Origin of the sequence: Pseudoalteromonas sp. CST2, from assembly GCF_028599385.1 — a bacterium.
Lineage (GTDB): Bacteria > Pseudomonadota > Gammaproteobacteria > Enterobacterales > Alteromonadaceae > Pseudoalteromonas > Pseudoalteromonas atlantica.
On record NZ_JAQREO010000018.1, the window covers coordinates 1 to 17428 of the forward strand.

The 17428-nt window shown below is 40.5% G+C and carries 16 protein-coding genes and 1 pseudogene; 4 read left to right on the forward strand and 13 right to left on the reverse strand.

Annotated elements, in window-relative coordinates; translation table 11 throughout:
* Nucleotides 1-105, forward strand: a pseudogene (locus PSH41_RS20140) (IS982 family transposase); the annotation flags it as partial.
* Nucleotides 106-202: 97 nt separating this feature from the next.
* On the opposite strand, the gene trpS reads toward PSH41_RS20140, so the two are convergent.
* Genes trpS through rpe form a run of 3 tightly spaced genes read right to left on the reverse strand, consistent with a single transcriptional unit; the run spans nucleotide 203 to nucleotide 2589 of the window.
* Nucleotides 203-1207 carry a tryptophan--tRNA ligase gene (gene trpS / locus PSH41_RS17960; RefSeq protein ID WP_029771853.1) on the reverse strand — a complete coding sequence of 335 codons (1005 nt, stop codon included), beginning with the start codon at nucleotides 1205-1207 and terminating at the stop codon, nucleotides 203-205.
* Between the two features lie 33 nt (nucleotides 1208-1240).
* Nucleotides 1241-1906 carry a phosphoglycolate phosphatase gene (locus tag PSH41_RS17965; RefSeq protein ID WP_055254629.1) on the reverse strand — a complete coding sequence of 222 codons (666 nt, stop codon included), beginning with the start codon at nucleotides 1904-1906 and terminating at the stop codon, nucleotides 1241-1243.
* A complete protein-coding gene (gene rpe, locus PSH41_RS17970; RefSeq protein WP_029771856.1) occupies nucleotides 1906-2589 on the reverse strand; it encodes a ribulose-phosphate 3-epimerase in 684 nt (227 codons plus the stop codon). Before rpe ends, PSH41_RS17965 begins: the two co-directional genes overlap by 1 nt.
* 409 nt (nucleotides 2590-2998) lie before the next feature.
* Between rpe and PSH41_RS17975 the strand changes: the two genes are divergently transcribed.
* Both PSH41_RS17975 and PSH41_RS17980 read left to right on the forward strand, forming a co-directional pair.
* Nucleotides 2999-3295, forward strand: a complete 297-nt coding sequence (locus tag PSH41_RS17975; RefSeq protein WP_029771857.1) for a hypothetical protein — start codon at nucleotides 2999-3001, stop codon at nucleotides 3293-3295.
* Nucleotides 3296-3298: 3 nt separating this feature from the next.
* On the forward strand, nucleotides 3299-3484 hold the full coding sequence (locus PSH41_RS17980; protein WP_024032525.1) for a DUF2970 domain-containing protein: 186 nt from the start codon (nucleotides 3299-3301) through the stop codon (nucleotides 3482-3484).
* Here the strand turns inward: PSH41_RS17980 and PSH41_RS17985 are convergent.
* From PSH41_RS17985 to PSH41_RS18025, 9 genes are all read right to left on the reverse strand, one after another.
* Complete coding sequence (locus PSH41_RS17985; protein ID WP_024032526.1) at nucleotides 3432-4298, reverse strand: Dam family site-specific DNA-(adenine-N6)-methyltransferase; 867 nt, start codon at nucleotides 4296-4298, stop codon at nucleotides 3432-3434. The two genes, PSH41_RS17980 and PSH41_RS17985, sit on opposite strands and share 53 nt — an antisense overlap.
* A gap of 53 nt (nucleotides 4299-4351) precedes the next feature.
* Complete coding sequence (locus PSH41_RS17990) at nucleotides 4352-5731, reverse strand: AAA family ATPase (protein WP_273589812.1); 1380 nt, start codon at nucleotides 5729-5731, stop codon at nucleotides 4352-4354.
* Nucleotides 5731-6801, reverse strand: a complete 1071-nt coding sequence (gene aroB, locus PSH41_RS17995) for a 3-dehydroquinate synthase (RefSeq protein ID WP_256846165.1) — start codon at nucleotides 6799-6801, stop codon at nucleotides 5731-5733. Before aroB ends, PSH41_RS17990 begins: the two co-directional genes overlap by 1 nt.
* A gap of 28 nt (nucleotides 6802-6829) precedes the next feature.
* Nucleotides 6830-7348: a shikimate kinase AroK gene (gene aroK, locus PSH41_RS18000; RefSeq protein ID WP_004589350.1), complete on the reverse strand. Its 519-nt coding sequence runs from the start codon at nucleotides 7346-7348 to the stop codon at nucleotides 6830-6832.
* A gap of 184 nt (nucleotides 7349-7532) precedes the next feature.
* A complete protein-coding gene (locus PSH41_RS18005) occupies nucleotides 7533-9623 on the reverse strand; it encodes a type IV pilus secretin PilQ (protein ID WP_273589809.1) in 2091 nt (696 codons plus the stop codon).
* Nucleotides 9610-10146: a pilus assembly protein PilP gene (locus PSH41_RS18010; protein WP_024032530.1), complete on the reverse strand. Its 537-nt coding sequence runs from the start codon at nucleotides 10144-10146 to the stop codon at nucleotides 9610-9612. The genes PSH41_RS18005 and PSH41_RS18010 overlap by 14 nt, the downstream gene beginning before the upstream one ends.
* Complete coding sequence (locus tag PSH41_RS18015; protein WP_273589821.1) at nucleotides 10143-10748, reverse strand: type 4a pilus biogenesis protein PilO; 606 nt, start codon at nucleotides 10746-10748, stop codon at nucleotides 10143-10145. Before PSH41_RS18015 ends, PSH41_RS18010 begins: the two co-directional genes overlap by 4 nt.
* Nucleotides 10738-11310, reverse strand: coding sequence for a PilN domain-containing protein (locus PSH41_RS18020; protein ID WP_024032531.1), 573 nt, complete (start codon nucleotides 11308-11310; stop codon nucleotides 10738-10740). The genes PSH41_RS18015 and PSH41_RS18020 overlap by 11 nt, the downstream gene beginning before the upstream one ends.
* Nucleotides 11298-12377: a pilus assembly protein PilM gene (locus PSH41_RS18025; protein WP_273589806.1), complete on the reverse strand. Its 1080-nt coding sequence runs from the start codon at nucleotides 12375-12377 to the stop codon at nucleotides 11298-11300. Before PSH41_RS18025 ends, PSH41_RS18020 begins: the two co-directional genes overlap by 13 nt.
* A gap of 131 nt (nucleotides 12378-12508) precedes the next feature.
* On the opposite strand from PSH41_RS18025, the gene PSH41_RS18030 reads away from it, so the two are divergent.
* A complete protein-coding gene (locus PSH41_RS18030; RefSeq protein ID WP_273589805.1) occupies nucleotides 12509-15025 on the forward strand; it encodes a penicillin-binding protein 1A in 2517 nt (838 codons plus the stop codon).
* Between the two features lie 54 nt (nucleotides 15026-15079).
* On the opposite strand, the gene metL is transcribed toward PSH41_RS18030, so the two are convergent.
* The gene (gene metL, locus PSH41_RS18035; RefSeq protein ID WP_273589804.1) at nucleotides 15080-17425 is read right to left on the reverse strand and encodes a bifunctional aspartate kinase/homoserine dehydrogenase II; all 2346 of its coding nucleotides are present in this window, start codon (nucleotides 17423-17425) and stop codon (nucleotides 15080-15082) included.
* Nucleotides 17426-17428 lie beyond the last annotated feature (3 nt).

Sequence of the window (17428 nt, forward strand, 5' to 3'; positions counted from 1 at the left end):
ACAAGGCACCGCAGCTGCATCTCATTTATGGTTAATTTAATGGCTGGATTAATTGCCTATACTTTTCAGACTAAAAAGCCGAGTATAAAAGTGACTCGACTTTAATTCTTATGCAGATCTGAGGTTAGATAATAAAAAGTATTCATTAAAAGTTACAAAAATGCCGCTAAATTTAGCGGCATTTTTATTTGCTTATACTAATTTATGTACGAGGAATAAACCCTAGTGCATCGTAAACCGATTTAAGTGTTTTTTCTGCACGTACACTGGCTTTTTCTGCGCCTGATTTCATGATGCTATCAAGTAAGTTTTGATCTTCTCTGATCTCTTTAAAACGGGCTTGGATTGGCTCAATCATGCTAACAACTGCATCGGCTGTGTCTTTTTTCAGGTGACCATACATTTTATCTTCATACTCTGGCACTAAGTCTTCAATTGAGCGCTTAGTGGCTACGCTTAATAAAGTAAGTAAATTAGAAACGCCTGGCTTTTCAGTACGGTCAAAGTAAATACGCGCTTGCTCGTCTGAATCGGTTACTGCTTTTTTAAGCTTTTTCTCAATCTTTTTAGGCTCATCTAATAGCATGATGTAGCCATTAGGGTTTTCATCAGACTTAGACATTTTTTTGAGCGGATCTTGAAGGCTCATTACGCGTGCGCCAAATTCAGGAATATATGGCTCTGGTAACTTAAATACGTCACCGTATAAATTATTAAAGCGTGTCGCTATATCACGCGTTAACTCTAAGTGCTGCTTTTGGTCATCCCCTACCGGTACTTGGTCTGCTTGGTATAATAAAATATCCGCTGCTTGCAATACTGGGTACGAAAATAAACCGACGTTTACATTGTTAGCATGCTTAGATGACTTGTCTTTAAACTGAGTCATGCGGTTAAGCTCGCCCATTTGTGCGTAACAATTTAGCACCCATGCTAACTGCGCGTGTTCTGGCACTTGCGACTGTACAAATAAGGCCGATTTTTCAGGGTCTATGCCACATGCCGCGTATAACGCTATACCATCTAATACACGAGAGCGAAGAAGTTCAGGCTCTTGGCGCACGGTAATCGCGTGTAAATCAACAAGCATAAAGAAACTTTCGTGGTCTTCCTGTAGCTTTAGCCACTGGTTAATAGCGCCAACATAGTTGCCTATTGTCATACCACCGGTTGGCTGAATGCCACTTAAAACTACTGGTTTACTCATGATTTTCCTTTAGTGTTTAGTTAATTAAAAATTTTAACGCTGTGTTAGTGTTGGTATTATATCTAAGAAGTTATCGCATAGGTACTGTGGATTATAATCCTCAAGATTTTCGCCTTGGTTATAACCATAATCCACCGCTATTACATCAATTTTAGCGGCATGTGCTGCCAATATATCGCTTTTTGAATCGCCAATCATAATAGCCTTACTCGGCTCAACATTCAGCTTGTTACATGCATACAATAAAGGCGCTGGTGAAGGCTTTTTAGCCATATCGTCTCCACACACTATCACTTCAAAGTGACTGGTAAGGGAAAGCTTATCAAGTAGTAGCTCGGTAAATAGGCGCGCCTTATTAGTAACAAGTGCTTTTGGCATGCCCCGCAAAGCACTGAGCCCTGTTTCTACATGCTGATACAACACACTATACTTGCCCACTAGCTGCTCATAATGTTGGTAAAATAAGGCAATGGCTTTTGCACTAAGCGCTTCATCTAAATGTTCGCTAATTTGCATATCACCGCTGAGTGCACGCTTGACTAGGGTTTCAATACCGTTGCCTATCCAGCTTTCAACCAAGCTTTGGCTAACAATAGGAAACGCTAAATCACTCAGTGTTAAGTTTACTGCTAGGTATAAATCGTAAACGCTATCAACAAGTGTGCCGTCAAGGTCGAACAAAGCTACATCATATTTCATTACTTTACGTTTCCTAACTGCTCACGCATTTGATCAATAACAACCTTGTAATCAGGCTCATTAAAAATAGCAGACCCTGCTACAAACATATCGGCACCTGCTTGCGCCGCTGCGGCTATGTTATCAACCTTAATACCACCATCTACTTCTAGGCGAATATCACGACCCGACGCAACTATACGCTGCTTAGCTTGAGCTAGTTTTTCAAGGGTGTGGGGAATAAAGCTTTGGCCGCCAAAGCCTGGATTTACCGACATTAATAAAATAGTATCTAGCTTATCAATAACGTGATCGAGGTAGCTAAGGCTAGTGGCAGGGTTGAATACTAAGCCCGCTTTACAACCATGGTCTTTAATGAGCTGTATGGTGCGGTCTATATGCTCGCTGGCCTCAGGGTGAAAAGTAATTATTGATGCGCCGGCCTCTGCAAACAAAGGGATTATACTATCGACTGGTTTTACCATTAGGTGCACATCTATAGGTGCTGTTACACCGTAATCTCTAAGCGCTTTACACACCATGGGCCCAATAGTGAGATTAGGCACATAGTGATTGTCCATGACATCAAAATGTACTACATCAGCGCCTGCAGCGAGTACTTTATCCACATCTTCGCCTAATTTTGCAAAATCGGCTGACAAAATAGAAGGCGCAATTAAGTATTTTTGTTCAGGGTTTAACATAGTAATCCGTCAATCAGTAAAATATGCCTTAATGTACCGTAAATGCTGAGGTTTCCCAAGTAATACACTGTAAATTAGGCATAACTAAAAATATCGATTTAAATATATAAGTATTTATTTATGAAAAGCTTTAGTGGTTGAGTTTTGGGCAGCATGTTTAATTTTTGGTAAGGCCGTGAGTAGACGCACAAGCTTTGCTTACATGATGTAAGCTATTAGATTAACGTAAGAGCAGTTATTGTGCCCACTCGATTACAAACTTCGGGGCGCGATTTAAAAACTCTTAGCTTGAGAACACACTTTAACTCGCAAGTTTCAACAGGCCTTAGCTATTACAGGTAAATATTAGTTTGTTATTTATACAGCTTTTGTTATTATTAAAGGAGTAACTTAATTTTAGGCTAATATTATGCGTGCATTTAAAACAGGGATCTTAATTGCGTCGGCATTGTTATTTATTGGGGCATTTAGTTTTGCGCCAAGTTCTGAGCAAGATTTAAGCTTAGTTAGCAATTGTCAGCATCAGGCAAGTAGTAAAAACGCTTCAAACACCTTAACGTGTGCGAAAGTAGAAGAAGACTCATCGTGGTTTTCGTGGCTAACAGGCGATAGCCGCAGTGCGCAGTTTCATTATTTAGATTTATTAGAGCTATTAACTAGCTCAGAAGACGCTAAGAATACGCCTTCAATAAAACCTCTATTTTAAATAATGCTGCACTTTATTAGCGCGTTGCAAAGTGTGCTAGCAGCATTTTTTGGTGTGCAATCAGAGCACAAACGCCAAGCCGACTTCCAACAACACTCCCCTCTTTTTATTATTGCTTTAGCTGTGCTGTTTTTTGTTATTTTTGTAGTGACAATTTACGCAGTGGTTGCTTGGGTGCTAAATACATAGCCATTAACTCGTCGACCTTATTGCGTGACCCACCTTTAGGGCTGATAGTACGTTTTACCTGAATTTTACCAAGTGTAGCTTGGCTATAAATTTTTCGCGTCCATACGGTATCGTGGTTAGATATAAGCACTGGGGTATTGTTTTCAAACGCGGCTTGCTCGGCTAAGTTTGCCAAGTTTGCTTGATCGTCTAAATTAAACCCGCCTTTAGCATAAGAGGTAAACGACGCAGTTTTACTTAGCGGCACATAAGGCGGATCGCAATAAATAACCGCATTGTTTGGCACAAGCTTAAACACATCATCATAGCTTAGGCAGGTAAATGTGGCTTTTTGTGCTTTTTCGGCAAAAAAGTACATTTCTTTTTCAGGAAAATAAGGCTTTTTATATTTACCAAATGGCACGTTAAAAATGCCTTTGAGGTTATACCTACACAGCCCATTGTAACCATGCCGATTCATGTATAAAAAGAGCATTGCGCGCTCATACACATCACTACTTTTATTAAACTGTACACGGTATTCGTAGTAAGCGTCTGGGTGGTTATTTAAATCAACAAATAGTTTTTTAGAGTCACTTATAAACTCATCAGGCGAGCGCTTGAGCTCTTTGTATAAGTTAATTAAATCAGCATTGATGTCGTTGAGTAAATAGTGCTTAAAATTACTATTTAAAAATACCGAGCCTGCACCTACAAAAGGTTCTACCAAGGTTTCAGCGTGTTTGCTGGCTTGAGATAAACGTGCATTAATATCTTCAACTAGGCTGTATTTACCGCCAGCCCATTTAAGGAAGGCTCTACTCTTTTGTTGCATTGGTTCTTAACTTCAATCTGCTGTAGCGCGATTTTACACTAAAGTGAGTCAGTTTACTGATCAAGTCGTGCAATTTCTTGTTTTATTTTGCTGATTTTTTTATAAAAAGGCTTGTTCTTTCTAAGCGCACTCGACAAGGCAGACAACGCACTTTTAGCATCAGCGAGTGATGCATAACTGCCAATAGTAACCACCCACCACACTTTATTATTTCGCTTAGTTTGGTAAACCTTAGCGCGCTGGCTTAAATTATGTTGAATAATAAACTCACGGGTGATTTTTTCCTGTGTAACAGCTAGCAGCTGCACAGTTGTATTATTATCTGGCTGAGCTAAATACCAAGCGTTATCTGATACGTTATTTGAGGTTTTAGGCTGCGGGCTTTCTTTATCGTCACTTTCAATTGGCTCAATAGTCTCAGGAGTGTTTAAGCTTTGTGGTAACGCCTCGCTTTGTACACGTTGCTCACTCTGAGCGCTTTGTTGAGCTTGGTGCGTTAGGCTTTGCATTATCGCCGGCACATCGTTTTTATGAGGCGCTATATTAGCTTGTGATTTATCGCTGACCGACTTTAAAGGCAAATCCGCTTTTGATATATCAGAATTATCATTACTGACTTCTTTATCCGCGCTTGGAATAGCGGTAATTTGAGAAGCAGGAATAGCGGTATCTATGACTTGGCTTTGTTGATTTTGATAGTACGTTTGCCACCATTGGGTCATATCATTTTTATACAGCAAACCAATGATAAGTAGCATAATTATAATTAACAACGAGATTAAGTGTACTCGCCACGACACTTTATCTTTTTTTACAATATCAGCCACATGCTCGGTTGCTTGCCATGCTAATAATAAGCTGGGGTTGCCATTCGCTTCATTTAAAAATGCGCTAAATACGGGGTCTTCATCGTACGGTAAATTAGGAAAATACCAGCTCATTAGCTGTTTAGATTCATGTGCAGATAAAGGCTCTAAGTAAATTTCAACGGCATTATTAATTGCCAGCTTTGATTGCGAAGCTAGCATGATATAAAGCGTTACAGGGCTTTTTTTGGCAAGTAACTCTAACTCCTGTAATAGCTCTTCAGATAAGTGCCTTGCATTATCGAGCACCCACAAACAAGCCTCACACGGCTGCTGCTGCAACAATTGGTAAAAGTTTTCACTTAACGATAAATCGTGATCAATCAGCGGAGAGTTAAAGCTTTGCTCTAATATATCACTCATCAGTGATACATCATTTACACTGGCACTTACTTGTACAAATGCTTTATTAAAACTGTTGTATTTGTCGGTGATGAAGGTTTCGAGCATATAACTTTTGCCTAGGCCAGAGGTGCCTAGTAATACAATTAAGTTTTGCCCGTATTCAAATTGCAGAGCGATTCTATCCACCAACGCCGCACGGCTTGGTAAAATTTGCGCCTGCATTATTGCTCGATTAACGCTCTAACTTGGTCGTCTGATACGTCATCTACCAATGCGCATTGACCAAATTGAGTAGGTAAAATAAAGCGGATAGTGCCTTTTTTATTTTTTTTGTCTTTACGCATATGCATTAAAAACTGCTCAGCAGTCATTTCACTTGGGATCTCTGTCGGTAAATTATAAAGCTTGAGTAGCGTTACAATTCTATCTACCTCAGTTTGCGATAAATCACCGCGTGTATGCGCTAATTTAGCAGCAAGTACCATTCCGGTAGCAACAGCCTCGCCATGTAGCCATACACCGTATCCCATTTGCGCTTCAATTGCATGCGCAAAGGTATGCCCTAAGTTGAGTAATGCACGAAGGCCATTTTCTTTTTCATCTTGCGCCACGATAAGCGCTTTAATTTCACAACATCTATAAATAATATGCTGCAAACTTGCTTCATCTAGTTGCTGTAGCTTTTCTACATTTTGCTCAATAAAAGCAAATAGCTCGGTATCGTAAATCAGACCATACTTAATAACTTCGGCCATACCCGCTGCAAATTCGCGCGCCGGTAAAGTGTGAAGTGAATTAGTATCAATAAAAACTGCTTGTGGCTGATAAAACGCCCCAATCATGTTTTTACCCAGTGGGTGATTTACCGCTGTTTTGCCCCCTACAGAGGAGTCAACTTGTGATAGTACCGTGGTCGGAATTTGAATAAACGGTACACCGCGCTGATAACATGCAGCAACAAAGCCTGTTAAATCGCCAATAACGCCGCCACCTAGTGCAATTAAGCATGTGTCTCGGCCGCAATTATTTTGCAATAAAAAAGCAGATATTTTCTCAAACCATTCAAGTGACTTGTATTGCTCACCATCGGGAATGACAAAAGAAAGAGGGTTTAGATCAGCTAACGAATCAAGCAGTCCTTGTAAATATAAAGGCGCAACTGTGTCGTTAGTGATAATGATAGGCCGACAATCACCAATGTGGTGAACAAGGCGGCCATTATCTTGAAGTGCAGATTGACCAATAAAAATAGGATAACTTCGCTCGTCCAAATTAACAGTTAATTCAAGCATGCTTTGTTATTTCCTTTATTATTGGTTTTTAAAAATCTAATTTCTCGATGATTTGGTTAGCAACAACTTTAGCGCTTTGCTCATCGGTGCGTACAACAAAATCGGCAACTTCTTTGTATAGTGGCTCGCGTTCTTCTGCTAAGCGCTCTAGTACATTACGAGGTGCTTCTTCAGTTTGCAGTAATGGGCGACGCTTGTCGCGTTGCGTGCGTGCAACTTGCTTTTCTATAGGTGTCTCTAGGTATACAACGATACCACGAGCCGAAAGCTTGTTTCGAACTTCTTTACTCATTACTGAACCACCACCGGTTGCAAGTACAATACCTTGCATTTCGGTTAAGTCGCCAATAACAGATTCTTCACGAAGTCTAAAGCCTTCTTCACCCTCAAGATCAAACACCCAGGCAATATCTGCACCGGTACGGCGTTCGATTTCTTGATCAGAATCGACAAATTCAAGGTGTAATTGGTCAGCGATGTGACGACCAATCGTGCTTTTGCCAGCCCCCATGGGGCCAACTAGAAATATATTACGTTTCTCAGCCATATCTTTTAGTACAAACGAACTCTAAAATTTGAAATAAAACCCCGCCTAACGACCTGGCCCCAAAATTAAGGAGGGGATTATCTCAGTAATTGGCCGGGTATTTCAAGTCTATTACAATAAAAAGCCATATAACGAGCAATTATTATCAATAAACACTCGTTGACGAACATAAAACCACTAAATTTTAGTCTATTTGTATTTTCGGTGTCACGAAAATAAGTAATTCACGTTTCTCATTAAACTCGCTGGTGCTCTTAAATAAGCGTCCAACATATGGAATATCACCAAGTACAGGTACTTTATTTGTGGTATTAATTATTTGCTGCTGAAAAATACCACCCAGCACAACGGTTTGGCCGTTATCAACCAGCACTTGTGTTTCAATTTGTTGAGTGTCTATCGAAACCGCTTCACCTGTTCCGGTTTGAACCGTTTCGCCACGAGTATCTTGTGTAATAACTAAGTCTAAAATAACTTTGTTATCAGGCGTTATATGCGGGGTAACCTCAAGGCTCAATACCGCTTTTTTAAAGCTTACAGTAGTAGCACCACTTGAGGCTGATTCGGTATAGGGGATTTCAGTACCTTGCTCAATACGTGCTTTTTGCTGATTAGCTGCAGTAATGCGCGGGCTCGCAATAATCTCACCTTTATTTTCTTCTTCTAAAGCACTTAGCTCTAAATCAATTAAAGTGCCATTAGCCAACTTAGCTATGTGTAAACCAATACTTGCCGCAGGGTTAGTAATAGGTAGGTTTACATTAAGACGGTCTGATAAATCAGGAATAGTGCCATTTGAGATAGACTCAGCTCCTTCAAGCGAGCCAGATATACCATCACTATCTTGTTGATCACTAAATCCCCAACGCACGCCTAAATCTTCTGTGACGTTATCGCGCACTGTTACCATACGTGATTCAATAACAACCTGTTGCACTGGAATATCGAGTGTTTCAATCATTCGACGAATACTCTCAATGCTCTTCGCTGTATCTTTAATAAGTAATGTATTGGTACGCTGGTCAACCGATACACTGCCTCGGGCAGAAATGATGCTGTTAGTATCGGTTTTCAGTAAATCCGCAAAATCTTCAGCCTTAGCGTAGTTTAAACGAATATACTCACTGTAAAGCGGCTCTAAATCCTCGACCTTTTGTTTTGCTAGTAAATCTTTAGCTTCACGTGCTGCGAGCTCTTCAGCTGGCGCAACCATCAATATAGAGCCATCCATACGCTTATCAAGGCCTTTAATACGCAGTACAACATCTAAAGCCTGATCCCATGGAACGCCATCTAAACGAAGTGTAATATTGCCAGTTACTGAGTCACTCGTTACTAAGTTAAACTCGTTATAACCCGCTATGATTTGCAGTACAGCTCTAACCGAAATATCTTGGAAGTTTAAGGTCATTGGACGACCTTGATATTCCTTGCCGCCATCTAAATAGGCATTTTGCGTTTCATCTTTTTCAATGGTTAACGTTAAAATGTTATCTATTTGCTGGTAGGTAAAGGTAAAAGCAGCATTAGGCTCAATAACTACACGGCTTAAGCTATCTTCTTTAAAGGTCTCAATGGTACTTACTACAGTACCAAAATCTAGCACATCTAATTCATACAGTAAGTCGTCTAAAATATCTGTGTGATGAAACTCTGCAATTATTTTTCCACCACTTTCATGTACTTCTATTGCAGCTTGCGTGTCTTGTAAAAATACTAAAACTTTTGCTTCACCTTTTTCACCACGGCGAAAATCAATAGATTGAATCCGATTAATATAAGCGCTTGAGGCATCATAACCATTGCTGCTTTCATCAGAAGCTTGTTCAGTCAGCGGGTTATCAGATACGCGCAACGACACTAAGTTATTATTAACTTGTGTTTCGTATATTTTTAAACGCTCTAAATTTACCGTAACTTTTAAGCCTTGCTCTGTCAGTACGCTGCTGACACTGTTAATACCTGCGTGATCGACCGGCACATTTTCAAGACCCTGTTCTAGTTCTGCACCGTCAAATAACATTTCTATGCGCGCTGGTGTGTTGTGTACTTGAATTTTAGGTTGTTGTGTTAGCTCTTCGTCAAATACAAGTTGTAACTCTGTCTCGCCTTTTAGCAAGGGGTTATAACGTACATCATAAAGTAGCGGCGCTGCACTGGCTGTTTTTGCAACAAAAAGAGCCAATATGACAAATAACACCGTTTGAAAACGATGATGCCAAAGTACATCCTTATGCATGTGTGTTTTACCTTTTTTATTATTAATTTGCGCCATTATTTGCCGCCTCTAACATTTCCAATTTAGTCAGCCGCTCTTTCCAACAACCCGACCCATCAGGGATTAATTCAACTAGTTCTACATAATCACTACTTACAGACTTAACTTTACCGTCATACGTCCCTAAGTAATTATTTACCGTTACCCTATGCAGCGTTTCATCCGCTGCGGTGATCAGTGCCCACATTTGCCCGTTAGAGCCTAATGTACCTTTCATTGATAGGTTATCAAGCGGGTACTTTTCTAGTGGCTCTCTCACTCTATCAGGGTCAGGGTGTAAACAATTTTTAATTTGCGTTAGCTTATTTTGAATAATTTCAGGCTGCGGAGCCACAAAAGGACTACGTAACTGCGATGCATTATATTCAAAATGTTCAAACTGCGTTAATTCAGGTATTTCCTCAACTTTAGGTGTGGTGCTGGCCTTAACTTGGTCAATAAATTCTTTTTGCTCAGACGTATCGTCGTTACAACCTGCCAACAATAAAACAGACAATGATAATAAAGGGACTAATCTCACTTTTTAACCCCCTCTTCATAACGATATGTTTTTGCTACCACACTGAATGTTAGTTGCTTTTCACCAGATGATACAATCGAAAAGTCATGTAAACTTACAATTCGTGGTAATTGGGCTACTTTTCCTACAAATTCACCAAATTCATGGTAAGTGCCTATTACTTCAATTTTAATTGGCAGCTCAGTATAAAACTCTTTTTCGATTTCAGGTAACCAGCCAATTTTCAAAAATGTTAAACCGCTAGTAGTACCTACATAAGATAAATCGTCTAACAGGCCTGGGGTTTCATTTGAGGTAGGTAATCGCTTTAGTAGTTGTGAAAACTTATCTTCCATTTCAACCATTTGCTGGCGGTATATATCAAGCTTACTGGCTACGGCATACTTTGTTCTGTAGGTACTGCGCAGCTCTACTTCTTTAGCTACCGCGCTGTGATAGCTGTCTATTTCATCAGATACCAATAGGCTGTAACTAAAAAACAACACTAAACCGGCTATAAATAAGCAACAAATAGCTTTTACCGCAACGGGCCACTCGCCAATATTGTCGAGCTCAATTTCATTCCAATCTATTTCATTTAAGGCTTTTAAATCAAGGTTCATCACTTACCTCACCAATTTCATCAAATGGTTTTACGTAAAACTCCATATTAAAATCACTGAGTAACCGTGATGTTTGATCGCCTGCCACAATGCCTTGCATGGTAGGTCTTTCTAATAAATATGAGCCTTGCACCTGACGCAGCATAGTAGATAAACGATTGTTTGATTCACTGCGTCCTAGCACATGTATTTGACTGCCGCGGCGCTCAAGCTTAGTTAAATACACGCCTTGAGGAACAATTTTAGCTACTTCATCCATAATTTGAGTACCTAAATTACGGCTGCTTTGTAGCTCTTCAATTAATCGCATACGTTGTTGTAAATTTTCTTTTCGCTTATCAAGATTTCTAATTTCACTGATTTTTTTATCAAGCATGCTTATTTCTGAGCTTAAATAATTATTTTTTAAATTCTGCCCATCTTTTAAACCCGCGTAAAAAGAGCTAAGTAAGTACATACTTGCAAAACAGCCAATAACAACCGCAACTAAAATTGTTATAAATTTCTTTTTTGATTCTTCACGCTGTAGCTCTCGCCACGGCAATAGATTTATATGTGGCATGATGAAAAGCTCCTTAATGCCAAACCAGTAGCAATTGCAAACTGCGTTCTATTTCGCTGCATTACATTTCTGTCTACTTTTGGCGAAACTTCCATATTTGCAAATGGTTCAGCAACCACAGCATGAATACCTAGCTCTTCAATTAACAACCTATCTAAACCGTCAATCATCGATGTACCGCCGGTTAGCACAATATAATCTACTTGATCTTTACCTGTGGTTGTTAAAAACATTTGTACCGCACGGCGCACTTGTTGTAATAATGATGTTTGAAACGGTGCCAGCACTTCAAAGGTATAATTAGGGGGTAAGTCACCCGTTGTTTTGCCTATTTCAGCCTCATCAAAGCCTTTGTTATAGTAAGACACAATGCTGTTAGTGTATTGGTCGCCACCAAACACTTGGTCACGGGTATAAATTGTTTCACCTGCTTGAACAACACTGACCAGCATTAAAACAGCGCCAATATCTACCACCGCAACACACTTATTAAAGGCGTCACTTGGTAATTGCTGATAATACACATCCATTGCTCTACTTAACGCATAGCTTTCAACATCAACCACTTTAGCGGTTAAGTTTGCCGCCTCAAGTGCGCCCACACGGGCTTCAACACTTTCTGTACGTGCAGCAGATAACAACACATTCATTTTACTCGGGTCGGCTTCGTTGGTAGAGAGCTTTTCAAAATCTAAGCTCACTTCATCAAGGGGGTAAGGTATTAAGCTGTCAGCTTCTATTTCAATTTGCGACTCTAATTCAGCGTCACTTAATGAAACATCCATAAAAATAACTTTAGTGATAACGGTTTGCCCTGATACAGCCGCTGCCGCTGATTTTAAAGATTTTGGTAGTTTTCTTTTTAATTTTGTAATTATGTTACCAATTGCTTCAATATCCTGAATAGAGCGCTCACTCATTGCGCCTTTTGGCATAGGTTCAATTGCAAGTGCTTCTAGTCGAAATCCCGTTTCAATTTCACTTAAAAGCACTGCTTTGATAGAGTGCGATCCGATATCGATTCCGACCATCGCAGTGGATGGCTTTTGAAATAGTTGACTTAGCATGTTTGCAACTTGACCTTTGTTTTAATAATAAACAAGTTATAATTTTTTTAGTAAAAAATATTATTCATTTTTTAATCAATATATACTAGCAGTCTAAACTCGCAATTGGGAGTCCATTTAGGGAAATATAAGTGATTTTATTAAAACGAACATTACAATTTTTTATCATTTGCACGTTATTTGGTCTGATCACTTTAATCAGCCTTTATTATTACGTTAAACCTGATATCCCCAGTGTGCAAGTTTTAAAAGACGTGCAATTACAAACCCCTATGCAAGTCTTTACAAAAGATGGACTCTTAATTAATCAATTTGGTGAAAAACGCCGCATCCCCGTCACTATAGACGAAATCCCCCAGCCTTTAATTGATGCTTTTTTAGCAACAGAAGACAACCGTTTTTATGACCATATTGGTATAGACCCTATTGGTATTGTCCGCTCTGCTATTGTGTTAATTTCAACAGGTGAGAAAAAACAGGGCGCGAGTACCATTACTATGCAGCTTGCTCGTAACTTCTTTTTAACACGAGAAAAAGCGTATATTCGTAAAGTTAAAGAGATTTTTATAGCTCTACATATTGAAAGTGTATTAACAAAAGACGAAATTCTTGAGCTGTATCTTAATAAAATAGAACTAGGTAATCGTGCATTTGGTATTGGGGCTGCTGCTCAAGTTTACTATGGCAAAGAGCTAAAAGACCTCACTCTTGCACAAATGGCAATGATTGCCGGTTTACCTAAAGCCCCTTCGGCGCTTAACCCAATTCGTAACCCAATTAGAGCTAAAGCACGTCGTAATGTAGTGCTTGGTCGCTTACTTACAGAAAACTATATTACGCAACAGCAATACAACGATGCGGCTAACCAGCCTATCACTGCTTATTTTCACGGTGCTGAGATAGACCTTTACGCCCCTTATATCTCTGAGATGGTTCGTGCTGAGATGGTTGAGCGCTACGGTGTAGAAAAAGCATATAACTCTGGCTTTAAAATATTTACCTCTGTGGAGTCTAAAGTTCAAAAGGCTGCGCAAACAGCTTTAGTTAATAATTTACATAACTATGATATGCGTCATGGCTTTCGTGGGCCTGTAGACGTGTTGTGGGATCCAGAAACACAGCCTGCCTTAAGTGAGCAGCAAATTATAGAAAAGCTAAAACCTGTTAAAGAAATAGCTGATTTGCATGCTGGCGTGGTGTTAAATGTGGCAGATAAAACCGCTGACGTTATTTTAAAAAATGGCCAGCGCACCACACTTGATTGGGATAATTTAAAATGGGCGCGCAAATACATTACTCGCTACCGCCAAAGTTTTGCCCCTAAAGCTGCTACTGACATTCTTACCCCTGGCATGCAAATATGGCTGCGTAAAAATAACGACGAAACTTACCTACTAAGCCAAATACCAGAAGCTGCCAGTGCACTTGTTTCACTCGACCCACAAGATGGTCGTATTAAAGCTATAGTAGGCGGTTACAGTTTTGAGCAAAGCCAATACAACCGAGCGGTACAAGCTAAACGCCAAGTTGGCTCTAATATTAAACCCTTTATTTATTCTGCTGCGCTCGAAAATGGCTATACATTAGCCTCTATTTTAAACGACGCGCCAATAAACCAGTGGGATAAAAGTTTAGGTGTAGCGTGGCGACCAAAAAACAGCCCAGCAGTTTATAATGGCCCTATACGTATTCGCCGTGCACTTGCACAATCTAAAAACGTTATTTCTGTACGCTTACTTCGTGGTGTAGGGTTACAACGCACCGCCGATCACTTGCTTAAGTTTGGTTTTAAAGATGCTGATATTAACCGCAGTGAATCGTTAGCATTAGGGAGTGCATCAATCACGCCATTAGAGCTTGCTCGCGGCATGAGCGCATTTGCTAATGGCGGTCACTTAATTGAACCTTACTTTATATCTGAAATTCAAGATGCTTATGGCAATGTACTATTTAAAGCAAACCCAGCTCTTGCTTGCGATGAAGACGAGCTATTACCCGTCTCTAAAGCAGTGGATAGCTTTGCCAACAATAACCTAGATACCGACATAACAGATGATACAGCCACGCAACCACGTTGTGCACCACGTGTTATTTCAAAGCAAAATGCTTTTTTAATTGCTGAAGCAATGCACAGCGCAGTATGGGGTGGCGGTAGCTGGACCCATAAAACAGGCTGGAGCGGGACAGGTTGGCGTGCGCAAGCATTAGATAGACGCGATCTATCGGGTAAAACAGGCACAACCAATGACTCTGTTGATACTTGGTTTAGCGGCTTTAACCGCAATGTAGTAACGTCTGTATGGGTTGGTTTTGACAACCCAGGTAACTCGTTAGGGCGCTCCACCTATAATAACAACCTAGATAGCAGCCAAATCTCTGGCGCTGAATCGGGCGCCAAAACGGCACAACCTGCTTGGGTTGATTTTATGAAAGTGGCGCTTGAGGGCACACCAGAGGCGCCAATAGAGCCTCCTGAAGGGCTAGTTTCAATTCGTATCGATTTAAAAACAGGTTTGTTAAGTCATAAAAACGACTACACCAGTCGCTTTGAATATTTTGAAAAAGGCACTGCGCCTACAAAATATGTGCTGTCTCAGCCAACTGATATTTTTGAAGAAGATACAAAAACAGAAGAAGAATTATTCTAAAAACAAAAACGGCAGCTTACACAAGCTGCCGTTTTACTATTAATATTTGCTGCGCTATTTTAGGTTTTTAACTAACCAATATAAATCAGAGTGCACGCCCGCGGCGGTCACTTCTCTGCCTGCCCCTGGGCCTTGTATTACTAAGGCATTTTCACTGTACCACTGGCTATTAATAACAAAGATATTATCGCCAGGTGTTAAGTTAGCTAAGGCGTCCCCTTTAGGCGCGTAAGTTATACCTACCTTCGCCGATACTTTACCCTGCTCTAATGCCAATAAACCGGTATACCTAAGTACAGCATCTTGAGCATTTGCCGCATCGGCATGGTGTTTAATAAAGGCATTTAGCTTATCTTTATTCGCTAAAAAGTTATCCCATGAACCTTGGACTAACTCATCAGGCATTAATGCTTGTAAGCTTATATCATTTAAATCTAATTCAATGCCAAGCTCGCGTGCAAGTATCAGCAATTTACGTTGCATATCGCGGCCCGATAAATCCTCGCGAGGATCAGGCTCTGTAAAGCCCATTTTTTGCGCTTCTAGAACAAGGTCAGAAAATGCCACACTGCCATCGTACCTACTGCATAGCCACGAGAGTGTGCCCGAGAAAACACCTTCAATACGCGTAATTTTATCGCCACTATTTTGTAAATCGGCCAACGCAAAGTTAATCGGCAACCCTGCCCCAACACTGGTGTTGTAGCGCCAATGCAAGTTACGCTCGCTAATACTTTGGCGCAGCGCGTTATACCAATTTGATGCAGCAGTGCCTGCGTACTTGTTAGCACTTATTAAATGGCAGTCTCGCTCAACAAAGTCGGTGTATAATTGGCTAAATTGCTCGCTTGCCGTTATATCAACAACAACTTTGTGCTCGTAATCAAGTTCGTTTAATGCACTTAATAAATCCGCCTGCTCATAAGCAACGGCATTATGCTGCCATTGTTTTTTCCACTGTCCGAGTGTAATACCCGAGGCATTAAATAGCATATGTTGCGAGCGAATTAAGCCAACTAGCTTAATACTATAATCGCCCGACAAACGCTTAAATTGAGCATCTAGCTGGCTTAAAAATTCATCGCCTACATTACCTAAGCCAGCCACAACCAGAGCAACTTCTTGGCCTTTATTAATTAATTTTTCGTGCAATAAACTAAGTACATCGCTTTCTATTAACTGATCCGTTAACAGCAATGTATAGCCTGTATCTTGATGAATAAAACGAGGGTGAATACTTTGCTGATTTAAAACCTCAGCCGCTAATGTACTTAATGTGTAAACATCTTGCGTAGGCGCAACCACCGCGCAGCCATTTAAATTAGACTCGCTGATATTTGCTCGCCCAGCAAAATAACTCACTACTTGATGCGTTGCACCCGCGGGCACAACTAAGTATGTATCGCCGTTGTGTATAAAATGATGAAGGCTGTGCTGAATAAGCTGGCTAACATGCGCCACTTCACCCGCGTTAAGGCCTTCAACGAGCAGTAAATCAACGTTTTGTAATGTAGTAATAAAACGTTTTTGCTTAGCTTTGCCTTGTTTTACAATATCGGTAGGGGCAGTTTGCACATCAAAACTACTACGTACAGCCAGTTTAATATTACTGTTTTTTAAAGGCGAAAGCGTTTTAGCATGTAAAACAGGGTTACCCAATCGAGCTAATAAGTTAGCTTGTTCACGGCACACCTTGTTGTACTTAATCGCCTTTTCAACTTTACGTGGGTCGGCACTAAATACCCCTGGCGTATCAGTCCAAATACATACATTTTGTGCGTCGCAATAATTGGCTAATAAGGTGGCGCTGTAATCACTGCCATTGCGCCCAAGCGTAACTGTTTTACCATCAGCACTTGCTGCGATAAACCCTGTTACTACGTTAATTTTATTTGCATCAATAACTTGGCTGCATTGCTGTTTGTTTTGCGCATGCAAAAGCTCCCCGCTTGTTACACTAAACAGCGCTCTAGCATCATGAGCACACGCTTGAATGTTTAATTGCGTTAAATAGGCTGCCAATAATCGCGCAGACCACAGCTCACCATGCGCCAGTAAGGCCGCCTCTTGCAACTGCTGCTTACTGACTTGCTCCGCTACATCACTTAGCTCTTGCGCTAACACAGCTAAAGCCGTGTGTTTAGCATCGGCTTTTAATAACTCTTCAATTAATGCTGTTTGGTGATTACTCAATTGCAGCAAAATATCAGCCACAGCTTGCTTATCTTGTTGTTGATAACTTTGCCACAGCGAAACCAATGTATCGGTAGTTTTACCTGCAGCAGATACAACCACGCAATCGCCAGGCTGTGTGTGGCCAATAATTATTTTTGCCACACTTTGATAGCGCTCGCCCGAGCTTAAGCTCGAGCCGCCAAATTTATGTACACTTTTTACCATACT